Source organism: Curtobacterium sp. AC272 (genome assembly GCF_979258155.1).
In genome coordinates this window covers 786,946-809,734 of record NZ_OZ409838.1, presented here as the reverse complement: position 1 = coordinate 809,734, position 22,789 = coordinate 786,946, and the positions used below count along the sequence as shown (strand labels likewise).

18 protein-coding genes and 5 pseudogenes are annotated in these 22,789 nt (G+C 70.1%); 22 read left to right on the top strand and 1 reads right to left on the bottom strand.

Features of this window, described 5'->3' with window-relative positions:
* Positions 1-19: 19 nt before the first annotated feature.
* The 7 genes and pseudogenes from lysA to prmC all read left to right on the top strand — a co-directional run bounded on the left by lysA (position 20) and on the right by prmC (position 9,393).
* Positions 20-1,456 carry a diaminopimelate decarboxylase gene (gene lysA, locus ACZZ0J_RS04035; protein WP_463438134.1) on the top strand — a complete coding sequence of 479 codons (1,437 nt, stop codon included), beginning with the start codon at positions 20-22 and terminating at the stop codon, positions 1,454-1,456.
* Between the two features lie 25 nt (positions 1,457-1,481).
* Positions 1,482-2,788, top strand: a pseudogene (locus tag ACZZ0J_RS04030) (homoserine dehydrogenase).
* Positions 2,789-2,856: 68 nt separating this feature from the next.
* A pseudogene (gene thrC, locus ACZZ0J_RS04025) lies at positions 2,857-3,935 on the top strand (threonine synthase).
* A gap of 94 nt (positions 3,936-4,029) precedes the next feature.
* Positions 4,030-4,950: a homoserine kinase gene (gene thrB / locus ACZZ0J_RS04020; RefSeq protein ID WP_463434990.1), complete on the top strand. Its 921-nt coding sequence runs from the start codon at positions 4,030-4,032 to the stop codon at positions 4,948-4,950.
* Between the two features lie 182 nt (positions 4,951-5,132).
* Entirely contained in the window at positions 5,133-7,418 is a 2,286-nt protein-coding gene (gene rho, locus ACZZ0J_RS04015; RefSeq protein WP_463434988.1) for a transcription termination factor Rho, read from the top strand.
* A 3-nt stretch (positions 7,419-7,421) separates the two neighbouring features.
* Positions 7,422-8,504 carry a peptide chain release factor 1 gene (gene prfA, locus ACZZ0J_RS04010; RefSeq protein WP_111083862.1) on the top strand — a complete coding sequence of 361 codons (1,083 nt, stop codon included), beginning with the start codon at positions 7,422-7,424 and terminating at the stop codon, positions 8,502-8,504.
* Positions 8,505-8,518: 14 nt separating this feature from the next.
* Positions 8,519-9,393: pseudogene (gene prmC / locus ACZZ0J_RS04005) on the top strand (peptide chain release factor N(5)-glutamine methyltransferase).
* A gap of 153 nt (positions 9,394-9,546) precedes the next feature.
* Here the strand turns inward: prmC and ACZZ0J_RS04000 are convergent.
* Entirely contained in the window at positions 9,547-10,197 is a 651-nt protein-coding gene (locus tag ACZZ0J_RS04000; protein ID WP_131879678.1) for an HAD family hydrolase, read from the bottom strand.
* A gap of 37 nt (positions 10,198-10,234) precedes the next feature.
* On the opposite strand from ACZZ0J_RS04000, the gene ACZZ0J_RS03995 reads away from it, so the two are divergent.
* From ACZZ0J_RS03995 to ACZZ0J_RS03925, 15 genes and pseudogenes are all read left to right on the top strand, one after another.
* On the top strand, positions 10,235-10,909 hold the full coding sequence (locus ACZZ0J_RS03995) for an L-threonylcarbamoyladenylate synthase (protein WP_123294277.1): 675 nt from the start codon (positions 10,235-10,237) through the stop codon (positions 10,907-10,909).
* On the top strand, positions 10,906-12,132 hold the full coding sequence (locus tag ACZZ0J_RS03990; protein WP_463434985.1) for an MraY family glycosyltransferase: 1,227 nt from the start codon (positions 10,906-10,908) through the stop codon (positions 12,130-12,132). The genes ACZZ0J_RS03995 and ACZZ0J_RS03990 overlap by 4 nt, the downstream gene beginning before the upstream one ends.
* A gap of 52 nt (positions 12,133-12,184) precedes the next feature.
* Positions 12,185-12,724 carry a hypothetical protein gene (locus tag ACZZ0J_RS03985; protein ID WP_463434983.1) on the top strand — a complete coding sequence of 180 codons (540 nt, stop codon included), beginning with the start codon at positions 12,185-12,187 and terminating at the stop codon, positions 12,722-12,724.
* A gap of 1 nt (position 12,725) precedes the next feature.
* On the top strand, positions 12,726-13,586 hold the full coding sequence (atpB, locus tag ACZZ0J_RS03980) for a F0F1 ATP synthase subunit A (RefSeq protein WP_333925860.1): 861 nt from the start codon (positions 12,726-12,728) through the stop codon (positions 13,584-13,586).
* 61 nt (positions 13,587-13,647) lie between these two features.
* On the top strand, positions 13,648-13,884 hold the full coding sequence (gene atpE / locus ACZZ0J_RS03975) for an ATP synthase F0 subunit C (protein ID WP_027465781.1): 237 nt from the start codon (positions 13,648-13,650) through the stop codon (positions 13,882-13,884).
* Between the two features lie 9 nt (positions 13,885-13,893).
* Positions 13,894-14,436 (top strand): annotated as a pseudogene (locus tag ACZZ0J_RS03970) (F0F1 ATP synthase subunit B); the annotation flags it as partial.
* A gap of 13 nt (positions 14,437-14,449) precedes the next feature.
* On the top strand, positions 14,450-15,244 hold the full coding sequence (locus tag ACZZ0J_RS03965) for a F0F1 ATP synthase subunit delta (protein ID WP_123937769.1): 795 nt from the start codon (positions 14,450-14,452) through the stop codon (positions 15,242-15,244).
* 107 nt (positions 15,245-15,351) lie between these two features.
* Positions 15,352-16,980, top strand: a complete 1,629-nt coding sequence (gene atpA, locus ACZZ0J_RS03960; RefSeq protein ID WP_123294282.1) for a F0F1 ATP synthase subunit alpha — start codon at positions 15,352-15,354, stop codon at positions 16,978-16,980.
* Complete coding sequence (locus ACZZ0J_RS03955) at positions 16,981-17,883, top strand: F0F1 ATP synthase subunit gamma (RefSeq protein ID WP_123339744.1); 903 nt, start codon at positions 16,981-16,983, stop codon at positions 17,881-17,883.
* 47 nt (positions 17,884-17,930) lie between these two features.
* Positions 17,931-19,386 (top strand): annotated as a pseudogene (atpD, locus tag ACZZ0J_RS03950) (F0F1 ATP synthase subunit beta).
* Position 19,387: 1 nt separating this feature from the next.
* The gene (locus ACZZ0J_RS03945; protein ID WP_027465776.1) at positions 19,388-19,651 is read left to right on the top strand and encodes a F0F1 ATP synthase subunit epsilon; all 264 of its coding nucleotides are present in this window, start codon (positions 19,388-19,390) and stop codon (positions 19,649-19,651) included.
* Between the two features lie 263 nt (positions 19,652-19,914).
* Positions 19,915-20,418, top strand: a complete 504-nt coding sequence (gene yaaA / locus ACZZ0J_RS03940; RefSeq protein ID WP_463434973.1) for a peroxide stress protein YaaA — start codon at positions 19,915-19,917, stop codon at positions 20,416-20,418.
* Between the two features lie 104 nt (positions 20,419-20,522).
* Entirely contained in the window at positions 20,523-21,101 is a 579-nt protein-coding gene (locus ACZZ0J_RS03935; RefSeq protein ID WP_228505237.1) for a hypothetical protein, read from the top strand.
* A 52-nt stretch (positions 21,102-21,153) separates the two neighbouring features.
* Positions 21,154-21,891 carry an FHA domain-containing protein gene (locus ACZZ0J_RS03930; protein ID WP_463434970.1) on the top strand — a complete coding sequence of 246 codons (738 nt, stop codon included), beginning with the start codon at positions 21,154-21,156 and terminating at the stop codon, positions 21,889-21,891.
* Between the two features lie 3 nt (positions 21,892-21,894).
* Entirely contained in the window at positions 21,895-22,716 is an 822-nt protein-coding gene (locus ACZZ0J_RS03925; RefSeq protein WP_123294286.1) for a PP2C family protein-serine/threonine phosphatase, read from the top strand.
* Positions 22,717-22,789: the final 73 nt, after the last annotated feature.

Below are 22,789 nucleotides of genomic sequence, written 5' to 3'. Positions count from 1 at the left end.
CCCGCCCCGCGTCGGTAGGATCGGGTCCCGTGAGCGAGAACCCCTTGCACCGCCGCGACTGCGGTTCCCGACGGACGCCTCCGAGCTGGTGGACCGGATCTGGCCCGCGTCCGCGACGCGGACCGATGACGGCGACCTGGCGGTCGGCGGTGTCACCGCGACGGACCTCGTCCGGCAGTACGGCACCCCGCTGTACGTCGTCGACGAGCGTGACGTGCAGTCCCGTGCGGTCCGGGTGCGGAACGCGTTCACCGAGGCGTTCGAGGGCATCGGCACCCGGGCGCACGTCTACTACGCCGGCAAGGCGTTCCTGACGACGCAGGTCGTGGCGTGGATGGCCGAGGCCGACCTGCGCGTGGACGTCTGCACCGGCGGGGAGCTCGCGGTCGCCCTGGCCGCCGGCATCGACCCGGCGATGCTCGGCTTCCACGGCAACGACAAGTCCGACGCCGAGATCGCCCGCGCGGTCGAGGTCGGCGTGGGCACGATCGTGCTCGACAGCCACGAGGAGGTCCAGCGCGTCGCCCGTGCCGCTGCCGACGCCGGGGTCGTGCAGCGCGTCCGCATCCGCATCAACAGCGGTGTGCACGCATCGACCCACGAGTACCTCGCCACCGCGCGCGAGGACCAGAAGTTCGGCATCCCGCTCACCGAGGCCGTCGCTGCGGCCGAGACGGTGCGCGCCGAGTCGTCGCTCGTGTTCGTCGGGCTGCACTCGCACATCGGGTCGCAGATCTTCGACGAGTCCGGGTTCCGCGAAGCCGCTCGACGCCTGATGGACGTGCACGCCACCCTCGTCGAGACCGGTCCGGTGCCCGAGCTGAACCTCGGCGGCGGCTGGGGCATCGACTACACCGAGGCCGACTCCGCGTTCGCGCCCGAGGACGTCGCCGACGCCCTCGCCGCGATCATCGCCGAGGCCTGCGCCGAGCGGGACATCCCGGTGCCCGAGGTCGCCGTCGAGCCCGGTCGCTACATCGTCGGGCCGGCGGGCATCACGCTCTACCGCGTCGGCACGATCAAGCCCGTCACGCTCGAGACCGGCGACGCGGAAACCGGCCACGCCACCCGCACCTACGTCTCCGTCGACGGCGGGATGAGCGACAACGCCCGTCCTGCCCTGTACGGCGCCGACTACACCGCTCGCCTCGCCCGGACGTCCGAGGCACCTGCCGTGCTCACCCGCGTCGTCGGGAAGCACTGCGAGAGCGGGGACATCGTGGTCAACGACGAGTACCTGCCGGGTGACGTCCAGCGGGGGGACCTGCTCGCCGTCGCAGCCACCGGGGCGTACTGCTGGGCGCTGTCGAGCAACTACAACCACGTGGGCCGCCCGCCGGTCGTCGCCGTGGCGGACGGCACAACCCGTATCCTCGTGCGGGGCGAGTCGATCGACGACCTCCTCGCCCGCGACACCGGGGTCCGCCCCGTGCCCCACGCCGGCACCGGTCGCTGACCCGACGAACAGGAACCAACTCCAGATGATCGAATACCGCAACGTCCGCGTCGCGCTGCTCGGGGCCGGCTCGGTCGGGTCCCAGGTCGCGCGGCTCCTGCTCGAGCACGCCGACGAACTCGCCTCGCGCGCCGGTGCCGGCCTCGAACTCGTCGGGATCGCCGTGCGCGACGTCGACGCCGCGCGTGACGTCGACCTGCCCAAGGACCTCTACACGACCGACGCAGAGTCGCTCATCCTCGGTGCCGACATCGTCGTCGAGCTGATCGGCGGCATCGAGCCCGCGCGCACGCTCGTGCTGCAGGCGCTGCAGTCCGGCGCGGACGTCGTGACGGGCAACAAGGCGCTCCTCGCGACCCACGGTCCGGAGCTCTTCGCGGTGGCCGAGCAGGTCGGCGCGCAGCTGTACTACGAGGCCGCCGTCGCCGGCGCCATCCCGATCATCCGACCGCTGCACGACTCGCTCGCGGGTGACCGCATCGAGCGGATCATGGGCATCGTCAACGGCACCACGAACTTCATCCTCGACCTGATGGACCGCGAGGGTGCCACGTTCGAGGACGCCCTGGCCACCGCGACCGAGCTCGGGTACGCCGAGGCCGACCCGACCGCCGACATCGAGGGGTACGACGCCGCGCAGAAGGCCGCGATCCTGGCCTCGCTGGCGTTCCACACCTCGGTGCCGCTCGCCGCCGTGCACCGCGAGGGCATCACCTCGGTCACCATCGAGCAGGTCCGCGCCGCCCGCAAGGCCGGCTACGTCGTGAAGATCCTGGCGACCGCCGAGCGACTGACCGACGCGGACGGCCGCGAGGGCGTCAGCGCCCGCGTCTACCCGGCCCTCGTGCCGGAGTCGCACCCCTGGCGAGCGTGCACGGCGCGAAGAACGCCGTGTTCGTCGAGGCCGAGGCTGCCGGCGACCTCATGTTCTACGGCGCCGGTGCCGGTGGCGTCGAGACCGCGTCTGCCGTCCTCGGCGACCTGGTGTCCGCCGCACGTCGGCACGTCATCGGCGGCCCGGGCGTCGCGGAGTCGACCCAGTCGGACCTGCCCGTCTTCCCGATCGGCACCGTCCGCACGCGCTACCAGATCACCCTGCACGTCACGGACGCCCCCGGCGTGCTGTCGACGGTCGCCGGCGTGCTCGCGAAGCACGGCGTGAGCGTCGAGACCGTCGAGCAGACCACCACGGGTGCCTCCGAGGGGACGGCAGCGCTCGTCATCGGCACGCACCTGGCGCGCGAAGCCGACCTGGCGGACACCGTCCGCACGCTCCGCGGCGAAGACGTGGTCCTGGACGTGACCAGCGTCCTGCGCTTCGTCGGCGCCTGACGCACCACGGGCCTCCAGGCCGACCGCGAACCACCACCAGACCGACCCACCGGACAGAGAGAAGCCTGATGGCCCACCAGTGGCAGGGAGTCCTGCGCGAGTACGCCGACCGACTCGACGTGACCGAGGCGACGCCGATCGTCACGCTCGGCGAGGGCGGCACGCCCTCATCCCGGCTCGTCGGCTCTCCGAGCGCACCGGCGCCGAGGTCTACGTCAAGTTCGAGGGCATGAACCCGACCGGGTCCTTCAAGGACCGCGGCATGACGATGGCGATCTCGAAGGCCGTCGAGCACGGCGCGAAGGCCGTCATCTGCGCCTCGACCGGCAACACCAGCGCCTCGGCCGCCGCGTACGCCACGCACGCCGGCATCACCGCCGCGGTGCTCGTGCCCGAGGGCAAGATCGCCATGGGCAAGCTCAGCCAGGCCGTCGCCCACGACGCCCAGCTGCTGCAGGTCCAGGGCAACTTCGACGACTGCCTCGACATCGCCCGCGACCTGGCGGCGAACTACCCGGTGCACCTCGTCAACTCGGTCAACAACGACCGCATCGAGGGCCAGAAGACCGCCGCGTTCGAGGTCGTGGACGTCCTCGGTGACGCCCCGGACTTCCACTTCCTGCCGGTCGGCAACGCGGGCAACTACACCGCGTACTCCCGTGGCTACCGCGAGGACGTCGCCGCCGGTCGCACGACGAAGCTCCCGCGCATGTTCGGGTTCCAGGCCGCCGGTTCCGCACCGATCGTGCGCGGCGAGGTCGTCAAGAACCCCGACACCATCGCCTCCGCGATCCGCATCGGCAACCCGGCCTCGTGGCAGTTCGCCCTCGAGGCCCGCGACGAGACCGACGGCTACTTCGGCGCGATCTCGGACGAGGCCATCCTCGCCGCGCACCACATCCTGTCGGCCGAGGTCGGCGTCTTCGTCGAGCCCGCATCGGCCATCGGTGTCGCCGGGCTGCTCGAGCGCGCCGACGCCGGCATCGTGCCGAAGGGCGCGAAGGTCGTCATCACCGTCACCGGCCACGGCCTGAAGGACCCGCAGTGGGCCCTGCGCACCGAGGACGGCAGCGAGGTCACCCCGACGAGCGTGCCGGTCGACACCAAGTCGATCGCGGACGTGCTCGGACTGGTCGCGGCGCAGTGAGCCCCGACCGCTCGTCCGGACCGGGGAGGGCGTCACCGCCCACAGTGCTGTACCGGCCGGACGGGCGGTCCACGCTGTGCCCGCCGGACGGGCCGTGCGCGTCCGCGTGCCGGCGACGTCCGCCAACCTCGGGCCGGGGTTCGACTCGCTCGGTCTCGCGCTCTCGCTGTACGACGAGGTCGTCGTCCGGGTCCGTCCGGAACCCGGCGCCACCGTCACGGTGCAGGGCGTCGGTGCCGGCGAGGTCGCCACCGACGACACGAACCTGGTCGTGCGTGCCGTCCGCCGCGGCCTCGAGCACGCCGGCGTCGACCAGCCCGGCCTCGAGCTGCACGCCACGAACGCGATCCCGCACGGCCGCGGGCTCGGTTCCTCGGCCGCCGCGATCGTCGCCGGTCTGATGGCGGCCCGCGGGCTGCTCGAGGGCATCGTCGACCTGGATGCCTCGACCCTGCTCAGCCTGGCCACCGAGATGGAGGGGCACCCGGACAACGTCGCCCCCGCACTCTTCGGTGGGCTCACCATCGCGTGGATGACGGCCGAGGGACCCGCGTACAAGCGCCTCCTGGTGCACCGCGGCGTCGCACCGGTCGTGTTCGTGCCGACGTCCACGCTGTCGACGAAGCTCGCCCGTTCCCTGCAGCCCGAGAACGTCCCGCACGCCGACGCCGCCTTCAACGTCTCCCGTTCCGCGCTGCTCGTCGCCGCGCTCATCCAGAGCCCCGAGCTCCTGCTCGCCGCGACCGAGGACCGCCTGCACCAGGCGTACCGGGCCAGCGCGATGCCGGAGACCGACGCACTGATCGGCCTGCTCCGGCAGCACGGGCTCGCGGCCGTCGTGTCGGGGGCGGGACCGAGCCTGCTCGTGCTCGGCAGCGACCCGGCACAACGGCTCACGGCCGCGGATCTCGTCGCCCGACACGGGGAATCCGACTGGCGCGCGCTCATGCTGGCCGTCGATCTCGGTGGTGCTACGGTGGTGGCGCACTCGGCGCTCGAAGCCGAACCCGCGTAACCGCACGGTATGCCCGTCCCCAAGGACAGCGCCTGCGACGTCGCAGGGTCCGGCGCGCGGGTGTGCATCTCTTTCTGATCACCGAATCCCGGTCCGTCGTCTGAACGGCGGTCGATGCATACCCGTGCATCCGGGACGGTGGAAACTCTCCGCGTTCTGCGGTTCGAAAGGAAACACCGACCTTGACCGACAACAACTCCACCCCGGTGGAGATCCCCAGCGACCTGCGCGCCCTCCGCCTGCCGGAACTCCAGCGCATCGCCTCCTCGCTCGGCATCACCGGGCTCTCGAAGCTCCGCAAGGGCGACCTCATCGCCTCCATCGAGGACAAGCGCCCCGTCACGGACGACGTCCCCGCCGCGGCAGCGCCCGCCACGATCCCCGCCGCGGCGCCGGTGACCGAGCAGCCCACGCTGCCGGAGCCCGCCGCCGAGGCACCGACCGCTCCGGTCGCCGACCCCGAGGCACCCGCCGTCGAGTCCGAGCCGGCCGCGCCGTCGCGTGCCCGCCGTTCGCGCCGCGCGTCGTCCGGTGGCACCGTGAACGCCGGCCCGACCTCGGCCGCCGAGCACACGAACGCCGGGCACACCGGTACCGAGGACCTGCTCGCGGGCCTCGACCAGGTGCGTGCCGAGAAGGACGCCCAGGAAGCCGCCCAGACGCAGACCGGTGGGCAGCGTCGCGGCCGCGGCCAGCGCGGTGCCGACCAGCAGGCCCAGCAGCCGAACGAGCCGGCCGAGCAGCAGACGCCGACCTCGGCACCTGCCCGGACCGAGCAGCCGGCCCGCACCGAGCAGCCGGCGCGCACCGAGCAGCAGAGCACCGAACAGCAGAGCACCGAGGGCGAGTCGCAGGACCAGTCCGGTGCCGCCGACTCCGGCGACCAGAACGACCAGAACGGTGAGGGCGGTTCGCGTCGCGGCCGTCGCAGCCGTGGTCGTGGCCGTGGCCGTGGGCAGAACGCCGAGAACGGCGAGCAGAACGGCGAGCAGCAGGACGGCCAGCAGCACCAGCAGGGCGGCCAGCAGAAGCAGAACGGTGGCGACCAGCAGAAGCAGGCCGACGCCAAGCAGGGCGACCCGAAGCAGGGCGACGCCAAGCAGCGCGACGCGAAGCAGGACGACCGCGCCGAGCAGAAGCAGCAGGCGGCGAACCAGCAGAAGCAGAACGGTCAGCAGAAGCAGGGCCAGCAGGCCCAGCAGAACGCCGACGACACCGAGGGCGGCCGCAGCCGTCGCCAGCGTGACCGCAAGCGCGGCCGTGGCGGCCAGAACGACGACTTCGAGCCCGAGGTCACCGAGGACGACGTCCTGATCCCGATCGCGGGCATCCTCGACGTCCTCGACAACTACGCGTTCGTCCGCACCACCGGCTACCTGCCCGGACCGAACGACGTCTACGTCTCCCTCGGCCAGGTGAAGAAGTACCACCTGCGCAAGGGCGACGCCGTCGTCGGTTCGATCAAGCAGCCCCGTGACAACGAGCAGCAGAGCCGTCAGAAGTACAACGCGCTCGTGACCGTCGACTCGGTCAACGGCCAGACCGCCGAAGAAGCAGCGGCCCGTGTCGAGTTCTCGGACCTCACCCCGCTGTACCCGAACGAGCGCCTGCGCCTCGAGACGGAGCCGGGCAAGCTGAGCACCCGCATCATCGACCTCGTGTCGCCGATCGGCAAGGGCCAGCGCGGCCTCATCGTCTCGCCGCCCAAGGCCGGCAAGACCGTCGTGCTGCAGGCCATCGCCAACGCCGTCGCGAAGAACAACCCCGAGGCGCACCTCATGGTCGTCCTCGTCGACGAGCGGCCCGAAGAGGTCACCGACATGCAGCGCACGGTGAAGGGCGAGGTCATCGCCTCGACCTTCGACCGTCCGGCCGAGGACCACACCACGGTCGCCGAGCTCGCCATCGAGCGTGCGAAGCGCCTGGTGGAACTGGGCCACGACGTCGTGCTCCTGCTCGACTCGATCACCCGTCTGGGCCGTGCCTACAACCTGTCGACCCCGGCGTCGGGCCGCGTGCTCTCCGGTGGCGTCGACTCGGCGGCGCTCTACCCGCCGAAGCGCTTCTTCGGTGCGGCGCGCAACATCGAGGACGGCGGCTCGCTGACCATCCTCGCCACCGCGCTCGTCGAGACCGGTTCCAAGATGGACGAGGTCATCTTCGAGGAGTTCAAGGGCACCGGCAACATGGAGCTCCGCCTGAACCGTCACCTGGCGGACAAGCGGATCTTCCCGGCCGTCGACGTCAACGCCTCCGGTACCCGTCGCGAGGAGCAGCTGCTCTCCGCTGACGAGGTCAAGATCACCTGGCGTCTGCGCCGAGCCCTCGCCGGGCTCGACCCGCAGCAGGCCCTCGAGATCGTGCTGCGGAACCTCAAGGAGACGCAGTCGAACGTCGAGTTCCTGGTGCAGGTGCAGAAGTCGGTCCCGACGACCGGCGGCGCTCACCACAACGGTCACCAGGAGTAACGCGTGTTCGAGTCGGTGGCAGGGCTGCTGGCGGAACACGAGGACCTGACGCAGCAGCTGTCGGACCCCGCGCTCCACGCCGATGCGGCCCGGGCGAAGAAGGTGAACCGGCGCTACGCCGAGCTCAACCAGATCAAGTCCGCGTACGAGTCCTGGCAGGCGGCGGGGGACGACCTCGCCGCCGCCCAGGAGCTCGCGCGTGAGGACTCGGCGTTCGCGGACGAGGTCCCCGGGCTCGAGGAGCAGTTGGCGGAGCGCCAGGAGCGTCTCCGCCGGCTGCTCATCCCGCGCGACCCCGACGACGGGCGCGACGTGATCATGGAGATCAAGGGCGGCGAGGGCGGCGAGGAATCGGCGCTGTTCGCGGCCGACCTCCTGCGCATGTACTCGCACTACGCCGAGACCAAGGGCTGGAAGGTCGAGCTCCTCGAGCGCACCGAGTCCGACCTGGGTGGCTACAAGGACGTCCAGGTCGCGATCAAGTCGAACACGACCGACCCGTCGCAGGGCGTCTGGGCGCACCTGAAGTACGAGGGCGGCGTGCACCGTGTGCAGCGCGTGCCGCAGACCGAGTCGCAGGGGCGCATCCACACCTCGACGACCGGCGTGCTGGTGTTCCCCGAGGTCGACGAGCCCGAAGAGGTCGCGATCAACCAGAACGACCTGAAGATCGACGTGTACCGGTCGTCCGGCCCCGGCGGGCAGTCCGTCAACACGACGGACTCCGCGGTCCGCATCACCCACCTGCCCACGGGCATCACGGTGGCGATGCAGAACGAGAAGTCGCAGCTGCAGAACCGTGAGGCCGGCATGCGCGTGCTCCGCGCACGCATCCTCGCGCGGCAGCAGGAGGAGCTCGACGCGATCGCCTCGGATGCGCGCAAGTCGCAGATCCGCGGGATGGACCGCTCGGAGCGCATCCGGACGTACAACTTCCCGGAGAACCGGATCGCGGACCACCGCACCGGCTACAAGGCGTACGACCTGGACCGCGTCATGAACGGTGCACTCGAGCCCGTCGTCCAGTCCGCCATCCAGGCGGACGAAGAGGCACGTCTGGCCGCCATCGGCGACCAGGACGCGTAGCCCTGGAGGCACGGATCACCTCCGACACGCCCCGCACGTTCGCCGCGGATCGCCTGCTCGAGCAGGCGGCGGAGGCGCTCGTCGCATCCGGCGTCCCGACGCCCCAGGTCGACGCCGAGCTGCTGCTCGCGTGGGCGACCGACACCTCGCGCGGTGCCGTGCAGGCCCGCGCGATGACCGGCGGCGCGATCGCTCCGGAGCACGTCGAGCGCTTCCGGCACGCGACCGCGCGGCGGAGCACCCGCGAGCCGCTGCAGCACATCACCGGGCAGGCGTACTTCCGTGCACTGACCCTGGCGGTCGGACCCGGCGTGTTCGTGCCCCGTCCCGAGACCGAGGGCGTCGTGCAGTTCGGCATCGACGCGCTGCGGGCCGTGGCCGTCCCGGAGCCGATCGCGGTCGACCTCGGGTCCGGCAGCGGTGCGATCGCGATCGCCATGGACACCGAGGTGCCGAACGCCGTCGTGTACGCCGTCGAACGATCGCCCGAGGCCCTGCCCTGGACCCGCCGGAACATCGACGCCCACGGCGGCACGGTGCGACTCGTCGACGGAGACCTCGCCGATGCGCTGCCCGAACTCGACGGCACCGTCTCGGTCGTCGTGTCGAACCCGCCCTACGTACCGGACGACGCGATCCCGATCGACCCCGAGGTCCGCGACCACGACCCCGCGATGGCGCTGTACGGCGGACCGGACGGCCTCGACGCCGTGCGCGCGCTGGCCGAGACGGCGTGGCGGCTGCTCGTGCCCGGCGGGGTGCTCGTCATCGAGCACGCCGAGCCGCAGGGCGCCGGCGTGCGCGAGGTCCTCGCGCGCCGGGGTTCCGGACCCCGGAGACGCACGTCGACCTGACGGGTCGCGACCGCACGACCACCGCGACCCGGTAGTCGGACGCACCCCGGGACTCCCGGTCAGTGTGGCGTGCTGAGCTGTCTGCCGTGCCGTGCTGGGCGTTGCCGAGCGGAAACGGGCGTACCTGGCCGTTCAGAACGACCAGGTACGCCCGTTCCTGGTTCCGATCGCGAACGTGATGGGAAGGATCAGGCGACGGGGGAGGCCTCGCGCTGCTGCGCGACGAAGGCGCGGACGTGCTCGCGCAGGTCGGTGTCGCGCTCGACGAGGACCGCGTGGATGCCGACGCTCCGGGCACCCGCGATGTTCTCCGGCATGTCGTCGGCGAAGAACGTGCGCTCGGCGGGCACGCCGTGGTGCTCCATCGCGCGGAGGAAGACTTCGGGCTCCGGCTTGCGGGCGCCGAAGTTGCTCGACGTGTCCAGGTGTTCGCCGAACAGCCCCGGCAGTGACGGTGCCCACTGGTGGATCCACCGACCCGCGAGCGGCCCGTTGTTGGTGAGCAGGCCGACACGCCCGTGCTCGCTCGCGATCCGGACGGCCTCGATGCGCTCCGGCAGCTCGGTCATCGCGGACCCGCGGATGCGCGCCCACTCCGCCTCGGGGACGTCGCACTCCATGGCCCGCTCGAACGCGGCGAGGTACTCGTCGCCGTCGGCGAAGTCGCCGGCCTCGGCACGCATCTCGTGGCCGCAGTCCCACCAGCGGCGACGGAGCTCCTCGAACTCGTGTCCGGTGAACTCGGAGAGTGCGGCCATCCGCACCTGCCAGTCGTACCGGACCAGGACGTCGTCCATGTCGAAGAGGAAGAGGAGGTGGGGCGCAGGGGTCTCGTTCACGATGTCCTCCATTGTGTCGCACTATCATCGTCGAGTCATGGCATCCCGATACGACTGCACCGACTCCGACGGGCTCCTGACCGGGATGCGGCTCGCACGTGCCGCCCTCGGGCGCGGAGACCTCGTCGTCGTCCCCACCGACACCGTCTACGGCCTCGCCGCGGACGCCTTCAACGCGGCCGCCGTCCAGCGGCTGCTCGACGCGAAGGGCCGGACGCGGCAGTCGCCGCCGCCGGTGTTGATCCCCGGCCCGCCGACGCTCGACGCGCTCGCGAGCGACGTGCCGCAGCAGGTGCGCGACCTCGTCGCCGAGTTCTGGCCCGGCGGCCTGACCGTGATCCTGCGCGCGCAGCCGTCGCTCGACTGGGACCTCGGCGAGACGCGGGGCACGGTCGCCCTGCGGATGCCGGACTCGCGGATCGCGCTCGAGCTCCTGCAAGAGGTCGGTCCGCTCGCGGTCTCGTCCGCGAACTCGACCGGCGATCCGGCGGCGATGGACGTCGACGCCGCGGAGCGGATGCTCGGCGACAGCGTGGCCGTGTACCTGGACGGCGGCGCGATCGGGGAGCACGAGGGCTTCGAGGCCTCCACCGGGTCGACGATCGTCGACGCGACGGGGCTGTCGGACGGCGGGAAGCTCCGCATCGTCCGGCACGGGGTGATCTCCGACGACGAGATCATCCGGGTCGTCGGAGCCGACCTCGTCGGATGAAGTACTACCTGCTGGCGGGGGCGATCGCCGCGGTCGTGAGCTTCCTGGTCAGCGTGCTGGTGTGGAGGCTCGGGCTCAAGTACAAGTGGTACCCCCAGGTCCGCGAGCGCGACGTGCACCGCACGCCGACTCCGCGCCTCGGCGGGATCGCGATGTACATCGGCGTCATCGTGTCGCTGCTGGCGGCGTGGTTCCTGTTCCCGTCGATCGCGGGGACCGACTACTTCCGGCTCGTGTTCTCCGAGCCCGGGCGCGTGCTGGCGGTGCTCGGGGGAGCGACGATCATCGTGGTCCTCGGCGTCGCGGACGACATCTGGGACCTCGACTGGATGACGAAGCTCGCGGGGCAGATCATCGCCGCGGGCATCCTCGCCTGGCAGGGCGTCGCGATCGTGTCGCTGCCGATCGGCAACACGCTGGGGGTCGGCTCGTCCTACATGAGCCTGATCTTCACGGTGCTGGCGGTGGTGCTCGTGATGAACGCGGTGAACTTCATCGACGGACTCGACGGTCTGGTCGCCGGGGTCGCGATCATCGCCGGCGGGGTGTTCTTCCTCTACACGTTCTTCATCAACCGCGTGGTCGTGCAGACCGAGTTCTTCTTCAACCTGCCGTCACTGCTGACGGCGGTGCTCGTCGGGTCCTGCTTCGGGTTCCTCATCCTGAACTGGCACCCGGCGAAGCTGTTCATGGGCGACGCGGGAGCGCTGCTCGTCGGCTTCCTGATGGCCACGAGCGCGGTGTCGGTCACGGGCAACATCGACCCCGCCGCAGTGCAGACACGCCAGGCGCTGCTGCCGGCGTTCATCCCGATCCTGCTGCCCTTCGCGATCCTGATCGTGCCGATCCTGGACTTCGGCCTCGCCGTCACCCGTCGGCTCAGCGCCGGCAAGTCACCGTTCTCGGCCGACCGCAAGCACCTGCACCACCGCCTGCTCGACATGGGGCACTCGCACTTCCACGCCGTGCTGATCTTCTACGCGTGGACCGCCACCGTCGCGGTCGGGTGCCTGCTGTTCCTGTTCGTGGACTGGTACTGGGTGGTCGCCTTCGTCGCGGTCGGCTTCACCGTGTGCGCCGTCGCCACGTTCGCGCCGCTCGGCCGGAAGCGCACCGAGATCGCCGCCCAGACCGCCAACCGCTCCGCCGCCGTGGTGGACGCCAGCCTCGACCCGCTCGACCGGGCCGCCAACGACCGCACGATCCCAGGAGACATCACGTGACCGCACCGAACGCGCTCGACCACGTCCGGCCGGTGTTCCGCCGCATCATCACGTGGGGCGCCGTGCTCGCGGTCGCCCTGGCGATCGTCGGGGGAGTCGTGGGACTGCTCGTCGCCGACACTCCGGGCTCGTCGGCGGCCTGCTCGGTGCCGTGCTCAGCGTGGTGTTCCTCGGCCTCACCGCGGTCAGTGTCCTCGTCGCGCTGCGTGTGTCCAAGGGGCAGATGATCTCCGGGGCCTTCTTCGGCATCGTGATGGGCACCTGGCTGCTCAAGTTCATCGTCTTCATCGTGCTGCTCGTGGCGCTGAAGGACCGCACCTGGGTGGACTTCCCGGTGCTCGCGATCGTGATCATCGCGGGGGTCGTCGGGTCCCTGGTCATCGACGTCGTCGCGGTGGCGAAGGCCCGCATCCCGATCGGCGTGCAGCTGCCCGGCGACGGGTCCGGTGGCTCCGCGGACGCTGAGAACCCGACCCCCGCAACTGAGAAGCCGGGAAGCCTCTCGCACCTGATAGGCTTCTCGGAGTCCGCCACCGGAGCCTTTCGCTCGGAGCGGGCAAGCCTCCACAACGTCCACCATCGCGTGCCATGATGTGCGCGCGCCGACACAGGAGACAGCGCTGCTATCCCACGCTCTTCCCCTGTCCCTCTCTGCTGCGGTTGACACCGTTGCGGCGGGGAGCAGCAAGGCCGCCGAGTTCCATGGTCCGTCGATCAACGAGTTCTTCCCGGATGCGATCTTCTTCGCCGGGACGCCGTTCGAGATCGATCGGGTCGTCCTCATCCGCTTCTTCGCCGTCGCCGTGCTCCTGGTGTTCGCCTTCGTGGGAACCCGCGCGCTGAAGCTCGTCCCGAACCGCGGTCAGGCGTTCATCGAGTACGCGTTCGACGTCGTTCGTCGCAACACCTTCGACAACCTCGGAGAGAAGGACGGCAAGCGCTTCCTGCCGCTCCTGGCGACGATCTTCTTCGGCGTGCTGTTCATGAACCTGACCGGTCTGATCCCGGGCATGAACCTCGCCGGCACCAGTCGCATCGCGATGCCGATGATCCTCGCGATCGTCGCCTACGTCGCGTTCATCTACGCCGGCCTCCGCAAGCACCCGGGCACGTTCCTCCGGAACTCGCTCTTCCCGCCCGGGGTGCCGTGGTTCCTCTACATCATCGTGACGCCGATCGAGCTCGTCTCGACGTTCGTGCTCCGTCCGGTCACGCTGACGCTGCGACTCCTGATGAACATGGTCGTCGGGCACCTGCTGCTCGTCCTGTTCTTCTCGGCCACGCAGTTCTTCTTCTTCGACGCTTCGCTCGGCTTCAAGGCCTTCGGCGTCGGGACCCTCGCGTTCGGCATCGCGTTCAGCTTCTTCGAGATCCTCGTCGCGCTGCTGCAGGCCTACGTCTTCATGCTCCTCACCGCCGTCTACATCCAGCTGGCGCTGGCTGACGAGCACTGATTCCTCACTGACCCCCTACGGGACCGGCAACCGTCGGACCCGCACCTCGAAAGGAAAACACGTGGACGCAACGACCGTTCTCGCGGAGATCAACGGCAACATCGCGACGGTTGGCTACGGCCTCGCTGCGATCGGCCCGGCCATCGGTGTCGGCATCGTCGTCGGCAAGACGATCGAGTCCGTCGCCCGCCAGCCCGAGCTCCAGGGCCGCCTGACGACCCTCATGTACATCGGTATCGCCTTCACCGAGGCCCTGGCCTTCATCGGCATCGCCACGTACTTCATCTTCACCAACTAAGGTTCCTCGATGCACAACGCACTCATCATCGCGGCGGAGGAGACGCACAACCCCCTCATTCCGCCGGTGTACGACATCGTGTGGTCGTTGGTTGCCTTCGTCATCATTTTCCTGGTGATGTGGCGTGTCGTCACGCCGCGCATCACGAAGATGCTCGATGAGCGCACCGAGGCCATCGAGGGTGGCATCAAGAAGGCAGAGGCTGCTCAGGAGCAGGCCGCTGCCGCGCTCGACGAGTACAACAAGCAGCTCGCCGACGCCCGCTCCGAGGCGTCCCGCATCCGTGAGCAGGCCCGCGCCGACGCCACGGCGATCGGCAACGAGGTCCGCGAGCAGGCAGCGGCCGATGCAGCACGCATCACGGCCAACGCCCAGGCGCAGATCGAGGCCGAGCGTCAGAGCGCCGTCCAGTCCCTCCGGTCCGAGGTGGGCACCCTTGCGCTCGACCTCGCGTCCGGTGTGATCGGCGAATCGCTCAAGGACGACGCCAAGTCGTCGGCAGTCGTCGACCGCTTCCTCGCCGACCTCGAGGCCTCGCAGGCCGCGAAGACGGGGAGCACTGAGCATGCGCAGCGCTACCAGAGAAGCACTCGCGTCCACCAGGGCGGTGCTCTCGGACCTCGGTTCGAGCGCCGACCTGGCCGTGGGTGCCGAGATCCTCGCCTCCGGGCGTGCGATCGCCGGTGCGCCGCAGCTGCTCGGGCTGCTGTCCGACCCGACGGCCGACCCGGCCGGCAAGAAGGTCCTCATCGACCGCGTCTTCGCCGGTCAGTCGCACGCGACTCGTGCGGTCTTGACCGCGGTGGCCGGCTCGCGCTGGTCCTCGCACCAGGACCTGCTCGCCGGCATCGAGGACGCGGGCATCCGCGCCGTCGCCGCCACCGCGGGTACCGACTCGCCGATCGAGTCCGAGCTGTTCGCCTTCGAGACCGCCGTCCGTTCGGACGCCGGCCTCGAGCTGGCACTCGGCACGAAGCTCGGCAGCCCGGCGCAGAAGGGCGCGCTCGTCGAGCGGCTCCTCGGCCCCAAGGCGTCGCAGCAGACCGTGACGATCGTCTCCGCGCTCGTGCAGCAGCCTCGCGGCCGCCGCATCGGTGAACTCGTCCGCGATGCCTCGCGCATCGTGGCCGAGCAGGACGGCAAGCTCGTCGCGACCGTGGTCACCGCCACGGCACTCACGACCGCCCAGTCGGCACGCGTTGCACGCGGGCTGGCCGAGCGCTACGGCAAGGACATCAGCATCAACCAGGTCGTCGACCCCACGGTCGTCGGCGGGGTCCGGGTGCAGATCGGCGGCGACGTCATCGACGGCACCGTGTCCACGCGGCTCTCGGAGCTCCGGCTCCAGCTCGCCGGCTAGGCGTACGGTCGAAGCCGCTCCTCCCAAGTCCACAACGGGAACTGCCGAGTCCGGCAGCGTCACCCTCTCGGAGCCGAAGGGCCCCGGAAAACCACAAGGAAAATCCCATGGCAGACATCACCATCAGCCCCGATGAGATCCGTGATGCCCTGAAGGACTTCGTCTCGAACTACGAGCCGACGAAGGCCTCCACGGCCGAGGTCGGGCACGTCACCGACGCCGGCGACGGCATCGCGCACGTCGAGGGCCTCCCCGGCGTCATGGCCAACGAGCTCATCCGCTTCGCGGACGGCACGCTCGGCCTCGCGCAGAACCTCGATGAAGACTCGATCGGCGCCATCGTGCTCGGCGAGTTCGCCGGCATCGAAGAAGGCATGGAGGTCACCCGCACGGGTGAGGTCCTCTCCGCCCCCGTCGGCGACGCCTTCCTCGGTCGCGTCGTCGACCCGCTCGGCGCCCCGATCGACGGTCTCGGCGAGATCGCTGCAGAGGGCCGTCGCGCCCTCGAGCTCCAGGCTCCCGGCGTCATGGCCCGCAAGTCGGTCCACCAGCCGCTGCAGACCGGCATCAAGGCCATCGACGCGATGATCCCCGTCGGCCGTGGTCAGCGCCAGCTGATCATCGGCGACCGCCAGACCGGCAAGACGGCCATCGCGATCGACACGATCATCAACCAGAAGGCCAACTGGGAGTCCGGCGACGAGGACAAGCAGGTCCGCTGCATCTACGTCGCCATCGGTCAGAAGGGTTCCACGATCGCCTCCGTCAAGGGTGCGCTCGAGGACGCCGGCGCGATGGAGTACACCACCATCGTCGCCGCCCCCGCGTCCGACCCGGCCGGCTTCAAGTACCTCGCCCCGTACACCGGCTCGGCCATCGGCCAGCACTGGATGTACTCCGGCAAGCACGTCCTCATCATCTTCGACGACCTGTCGAAGCAGGCCGAGGCCTACCGCGCCGTGTCGCTCCTCCTGCGTCGTCCGCCGGGGCGCGAGGCGTACCCGGGTGACGTCTTCTACCTGCACTCCCGTCTGCTGGAGCGTTGCGCGAAGCTGTCCGACGAGCTCGGCGCCGGTTCGATGACGGGTCTCCCGATCATCGAGACCAAGGCGAACGACGTCTCGGCGTACATCCCGACCAACGTCATCTCCATCACCGACGGCCAGATCTTCCTGCAGTCGGACCTCTTCAACGCGAACCAGCGTCCGGCCGTCGACGTGGGCATCTCGGTGTCCCGCGTCGGTGGTGACGCCCAGGTGAAGTCGATCAAGAAGGTCTCCGGCACGCTGAAGCTCGAGCTGGCGCAGTACCGCTCCCTCGAGGCGTTCGCGATGTTCGCGTCCGACCTCGACCAGGCGTCGCGTCGTCAGCTGGACCGCGGTGCCCGCCTGACCGAGCTCCTCAAGCAGCCGCAGTACTCGCCGTACCCGGTCGAGGAGCAGGTCGTCTCGATCTGGGCCGGCACCAACGGCAAGCTCGACACCGTCCCGGTGCCGGACGTGCTGCGCTTCGAGTCCGAACTGCTCGACCACCTGCGTCGCAACTCCGAGGTGCTCACGACGCTGCGCGAGACGAACCAGCTCAGCGACGAGACCGTCGCCGAGATGTCGAAGCAGATCGACGAGTTCTCGAAGAGCTTCCAGACGAGCGACGGCAAGACCCTCGGCTCCGAGCAGTTCGACGCGGCAGACGCCGAGGACGTCGACCAGGAGCAGATCGTCAAGGGTCGTCGCTAGATGGCAGCGCAGGTCCGGGTCTACCGACAGCGAATCAAGTCCGCGAAGACCACGAAGAAGGTCACTCGCGCGATGGAACTGATCTCGGCGTCGCGGATCCAGAAGGCGCAGGCCCGCATGGCTGCGTCCGGCCCGTACTCGCGAGCCGTGACGCGTGCGGTGTCGGCCGTGGCGACGTTCTCGAACGTCGACCACGTGCTGACCACCGAGCCGGAGTCCTCGACCCGTGCGGCCGTGGTGCTCTTCACCTCGGACCGCGGCCTGAACGGCGCGTTCAGCACGAACGTCCTCAAGCAGGGCGAGGAGCTCGCCTCCCTGCTCCGCAGCGAGGGCAAGGACGTCGTCTACTACCTGGTCGGCCGCAAGTCCGTCGGGTACTTCGCGTTCCGTGAGCGCGCGTCCGAGCAGCAGTGGGTCGGCAACACCGACCAGCCCGAGTTCTCGACGGCCAAGGAGATCGGCGACGCCGTCGTGGCGAAGTTCCTCCAGGACACCGCAGAGGGCGGCGTGGACGAGATCCACATCGTGTTCAACCGGTTCCTCAGCATGGCGACGCAGGAGCCGCAGGTCGTTCGCCTGCTGCCCCTCGAGGTCGTCGAAGGGGTCGAGGAGCCCGAGGGCAACGAGCCCCTGCCGCTCTACGAGTTCGAGCCGGACGCCGATGCGGTGCTCGACTCGCTGCTCCCGGTCTACATCGAGAGCCGCATCTTCAACGCCATGCTGCAGTCGGCTGCTTCCGAGCACGCCGCCCGTCAGAAGGCGATGAAGGCGGCCAGCGACAACGCGGACTCGCTGATCCGTGACTTCACCCGACTCGCGAACAACGCGCGTCAGGCGGAGATCACGCAGCAGATCTCCGAGATCGTCGGCGGCGCCGACGCCCTCTCGTCGAAGAAGAAGTAGTCCGCGTCGTTCGCGGACAGATACCCACCCTCAGGAAGGCACCAGCCATGACCGACACCGCAACCACCGCGGTCGAGACGTCGTCGGCGCCCGGTGTCGGCCGGATCGCCCGTGTCACGGGTCCCGTCGTCGACATCGAGTTCCCCCACGACGCAATCCCGGAGATGTACAACCTCCTGTTCACGACCATCACCATCGGTGACTCGTCGCAGGAGATCGGCCTCGAGGTCGCCCAGCACCTGGGCGACGACCTGGTCCGTGCCATCTCCCTGAAGCCGACCGACGGCCTGGTCCGTGGCCAGGAGGTCCGTGACTCGGGCGCTCTCGATCTCGGTCCCCGTCGGCGACGTCACCAAGGGCAAGGTCTTCGACGTCCTCGGGAACGTGCTCAACACGGACGAGAAGCTCGAGATCACCGAGCGCTGGCCGATCCACCGCAAGGCCCCGGCCTTCGACCAGCTCGAGTCGAAGACCTCGATGTTCGAGACCGGCATCAAGTCCATCGACCTCCTCACCCCGTACGTGCAGGGTGGCAAGATCGGCCTCTTCGGTGGTGCGGGCGTCGGCAAGACGGTCCTCATCCAGGAGATGATCCAGCGCGTTGCGCAGGACCACGGCGGTGTGTCGGTGTTCGCCGGTGTCGGTGAGCGCACCCGTGAGGGCAACGACCTCATCGGTGAGATGGAAGAGGCGGGGGTCTTCGACAAGACGGCCCTCGTGTTCGGCCAGATGGACGAGCCGCCGGGAACGCGTCTCCGCGTGGCCCTGTCGGCGCTGACGATGGCGGAGTACTTCCGCGATGTCCAGAAGCAGGACGTGCTCCTCTTCATCGACAACATCTTCCGCTTCACGCAGGCCGGCTCCGAGGTCTCGACGCTGCTCGGTCGCATGCCGTCCGCCGTGGGCTACCAGCCCAACCTCGCCGACGAGATGGGTGTGCTCCAGGAGCGCATCACCTCGACGCGTGGTCACTCGATCACCTCGCTGCAGGCGATCTACGTGCCAGCTGACGACTACACCGACCCGGCTCCGGCCACCACGTTCGCGCACCTCGACGCGACAACCGAGCTCTCGCGTGAGATCGCGTCGCAGGGTCTGTACCCCGCGATCGACCCGCTGACCTCGACGTCGCGGATCATGGACCCGCGGTACCTGGGCGCCGACCACTACGAGACGGCCACGCGCGTCAAGCAGATCCTCCAGAAGAACAAGGAACTGCAGGAGATCATCGCCATCCTCGGTGTCGACGAGCTCTCCGAAGAGGACAAGATCACGGTCGAGCGCGCTCGTCGTATCCAGCAGTTCCTCTCGCAGAACACGTACATGGCGAAGAAGTTCACGGGCGTCGAGGGCTCCACGGTGCCGCTCAAGGACACCATCGAGTCCTTCCGCGCCATCGCCGACGGCGAGTTCGACCACGTTGCGACGCAGGCGTTCTTCAACGTCGGTGGCATCAACGACGTGGAAGAGAAGTGGGCACAGATCCAGAAGGAGAACCGCTGACATGGCGGGTCTCAGCGTGAGCGTCGTCTCGGCCGACCGTGAGGTCTGGTCGGGCGACACCACCATGGTCGTCGCACGCACGACAGAGGGCCAGATCGGCATCCTCGCTGGACACGAGCCGATGCTCGCGATCCTCGCGCAGGGTCAGGTCCGCATCACGCGGGCCGATGGATCGACCGTCGCGGTCGACGCCGAAGACGGCTTCCTGTCGGTGGAGCACGACACGGTGACGATCGTCGCGCGGCAGGCCGCGCTGGCGTCCTGACCGGACTGACCGTCCTCCTCCCGCCTTCGGAGACGAAGCGAGAGGGCGGGGACACGAGCCGCACGCTCGATCTGCGTGCATCTCTCGTTCCCGGAACTGGCCGAAGAGCGGGCCGCGGTGATCACCGCGGCCCGCTCTGTCAGTTCCGAGGAGTCCTCGGCCAGGACGGCTCTGAAGCTCGGCCCGAAGTCGATCGCTGAACGGTTCCGCAACCTCGAGCTCGACACGTCGGGCACGATGCCGGCGATCGAGCGCTACACGGGGTGCTCTACGACCCCCTGGGCGCGCAGACCGCCGACGCGTCGACGCGGGCGTGGTGGCACGACCACGTGGTCGTGCAGTCGGCCATGTTCGGACCGATCGGTGCTGGCGACCCGATCCCGGCGTACCGCCTGTCGCACGACTCCCGGCTCGGGACGATCCGGCTGGCGTCGCACTGGCCGGCGACCTCGTCCAGGGTCCTGACCGCACGGGCGGACGGCCTGGTCCTCGACCTCCGGTCCGAGGGCTACCGGCAGCTCGGTCCCGTCCTGGACGCGGTCGCCCCGCGCGTCGTGAGCATCGACGGTTCCGGTCGCCGGCGGGCGTTGAACCACTGGAACAAGACGGCGAAGGGCCGACTGGTCGCGCTGCTCGCGCGCACCGGAGCGGTCATCGCGACCATGGACGACCTGGTCGACTGGGCCGCCGCGAACGGCGTCGTGGTCGAACGCGGCGAGTCCGGCTGGGACCTGGTCGCCGAGAGCCTGGAACCCGTCACCGTCTGACCATCGCCCCGGTCCGTCCTCCACAGGGCGGGCCGGGGCGCTGCTGTCCACAGGTGGTCGGTTCGTGCCTGACTGGAGGCCCGGATCACGCTTCGATGGCGTGCATGATCCCCTTGACGGCACACACCCCTGACCACACCGCAGTCCGGTTTCCTCGCGAGATCGCGGCGGCGGTCACACTCCCAGCAGCGGCCGCAGCGCTGGTCACGTCCGGCGTCGGCGCTGGCTCCCGCGTCGGCGCGATCGCGATCGTCACCGCCTGCGGTGCGCTGTCGACCCGCATGGCGCTCATCCCGTTCCTCGCCGCCCGAGACCAGCCGGATCCGCGCGCCATCCGGGGGTTCGACCCGTTCGGCGATCCCACCCCGCCGGCGTTGCACGGCCTCGGACCGGAACCGGACCGTGCTCGGCTGCGCACGGCTGGCGACCGGTGTGCCGAGGCCTGGCGGGTCTGGCGCGCCGAGGGCGGTCAGGCGGACAGCACGGCCGGAGCCGCCGGTGCGCTCGCACTCGGGGCCTGGTGCGCGTGGGCGCTCGGGTCGTCGGCCCGCGCCGAGACACGGGCGCGCTACGCCCTCGAGACCCGGGCCGACGACCCGCTCGCCGGGCTGGTCCTGCGGTCGGTCCTGGCCGGCAGCGCGCCGACGTGGGCCGGGCCCCGTCGTGACCGGCACCGATCGTGACCGGCGGGGACCGCCGACGGTGCGGTGTGACGGGTCGACCGGATCGTCTACGGTGGAGGACACCACACCCGAAGGGCTCCGGTTGCGCGACGACGACATCGAGGACACCGTCATCCGTCGACCCCGCGGGTCGGACGGCGGCGATCGCTTCGACGACGTGCTCGGCGACACCGTCATCCGCCCGCGCACGGAACCATCCGAGCCGGTCGGCGACCGTGCCGACGACCCTGCCGACGACGGAGCCGACCCGGAGGACACGGTCGTCCGCGCCCGTGTCCGGAGCGCCACCGGACCGCGCGTGCCCGCCGGAGCCGCCACGGGCCTCCCGTCCGTCCCTGCCGCGCCCGCGGCGCGTGTGCCGTCGATCCGCATCGGCGACCGCACCTTCCGTCTGGACCACCCGGTCGTCATCGGGCGGCGTCCGTCGCTGCCGCGGATCACCAGCGGCCCCGAACCGGAACTCGTGACGGTGCGCTCCGCCAACGGGCAGGTGTCGTCCTCGCACGTCCGCATCCACGCCGAGGGCGAAGCCGTGGTGGTGCAGGACCTGCGGTCCACGAACGGCACCGTCGTCCGACCGGCCGGCGCGCCGGTGTACCGCATGGCATCAGGTGCGTCGATCGTCGCGCTGACGGGTACGGTAGTCGAGGTCGGTGACGGCAACGCCATCGAGGTCCTCTCGCCGTACCTCCGGGTCGCACCGACGGCGGACGGGTTCCCACCGGTTCCCCCGTGGCCCACCGACCAGACAGCACACGGCACGCCCCGAACCCCCAGAGAGCGATCCTGAAACGTGACCGAACTCGGCCGAGCAGCGACTGCGCACGCCATCGACGTCCCCGGTGCCGACGGCGCCACCCTGACGCTCTCGTGGGGAGCCGCGACCGACGTCGGTCGTCGCCGTGACCACAACGAGGACAGCTACATCGTCGGGGCACCGTTCTTCGTCGTCGCCGACGGCATGGGCGGACACCTCGCCGGCGACCGCGCGAGCGACGCCGTCGTGCGTCGACTCGAGCAGGTGACGCAGGAACCCTTCACCACGCGGCAGGGCATCCAGCGGGCGCTGCTGCTCGCCACGGCCGACATCGAGCGCGCAGCCGGCGGCAACGCGATCGGAGCGGGCACGACCGTCACCGGCATCGCGCTGGTCGCGTCACTCGGCCAGCCGGCGGCCCTCGTCTTCAACGTCGGCGACTCCCGGACCTACCGGATCGAGGACGGCGTGCTGCGCCGCGTCACCGTGGACCACTCCGTGGTGCAGGAGATGGTCGACGCCGGGTTGCTGCGGGCCGAGGACGCCGAACAGCACCCGGACAGCAACGTCATCACCCGCGCGGTCGGGTTCGGCGAACCGCCGGCGCCCGACTGGTGGACCCTGCCGCTCCGCGCGGGCGACCGGTACATCGTCTGCTCCGACGGCCTGACGAAGGAGCTCGGCGACGCCGGCATCGCGCGCATCGCGGCGCGGGAAGCCGGTGCGCAGGGACTCGCCGAACGCCTCGTCGGTGACGCGGTCGTCGCGGGGGGCCGCGACAACGTCACCGTCGTGGTGCTCCAGGTCGACGCCGCCCCGGACGACGGCGACCTCGAGGACACCCTGCCGCGGCACTGACCGCCGGCACAGGACCCCCCGAACTGGGGGAGTGCGCCCGTCCACAGGTGGTCGGTGTGCGGATCGACGGTCA

Bases quoted from the DNA above. Each gene is read 5' to 3' on its own strand.
- ACZZ0J_RS03945 (WP_027465776.1), top strand. From the start codon at position 19,388: ATGGCGGGTCTCAGCGTGAGCGTCGTCTCGGCCGACCGTGAGGTCTGG.
- ACZZ0J_RS03965 (WP_123937769.1), top strand. From the start codon at position 14,450: ATGCGCAGCGCTACCAGAGAAGCACTCGCGTCCACCAGGGCGGTGCTC.
- ACZZ0J_RS03995 (WP_123294277.1), top strand. From the start codon at position 10,235: ATGGCATCCCGATACGACTGCACCGACTCCGACGGGCTCCTGACCGGG.
- atpA (WP_123294282.1), top strand. From the start codon at position 15,352: ATGGCAGACATCACCATCAGCCCCGATGAGATCCGTGATGCCCTGAAG.
- ACZZ0J_RS03990 (WP_463434985.1), top strand. From the start codon at position 10,906: ATGAAGTACTACCTGCTGGCGGGGGCGATCGCCGCGGTCGTGAGCTTC.
- ACZZ0J_RS03955 (WP_123339744.1), top strand. From the start codon at position 16,981: ATGGCAGCGCAGGTCCGGGTCTACCGACAGCGAATCAAGTCCGCGAAG.
- ACZZ0J_RS03935 (WP_228505237.1), top strand. From the start codon at position 20,523: ATGATCCCCTTGACGGCACACACCCCTGACCACACCGCAGTCCGGTTT.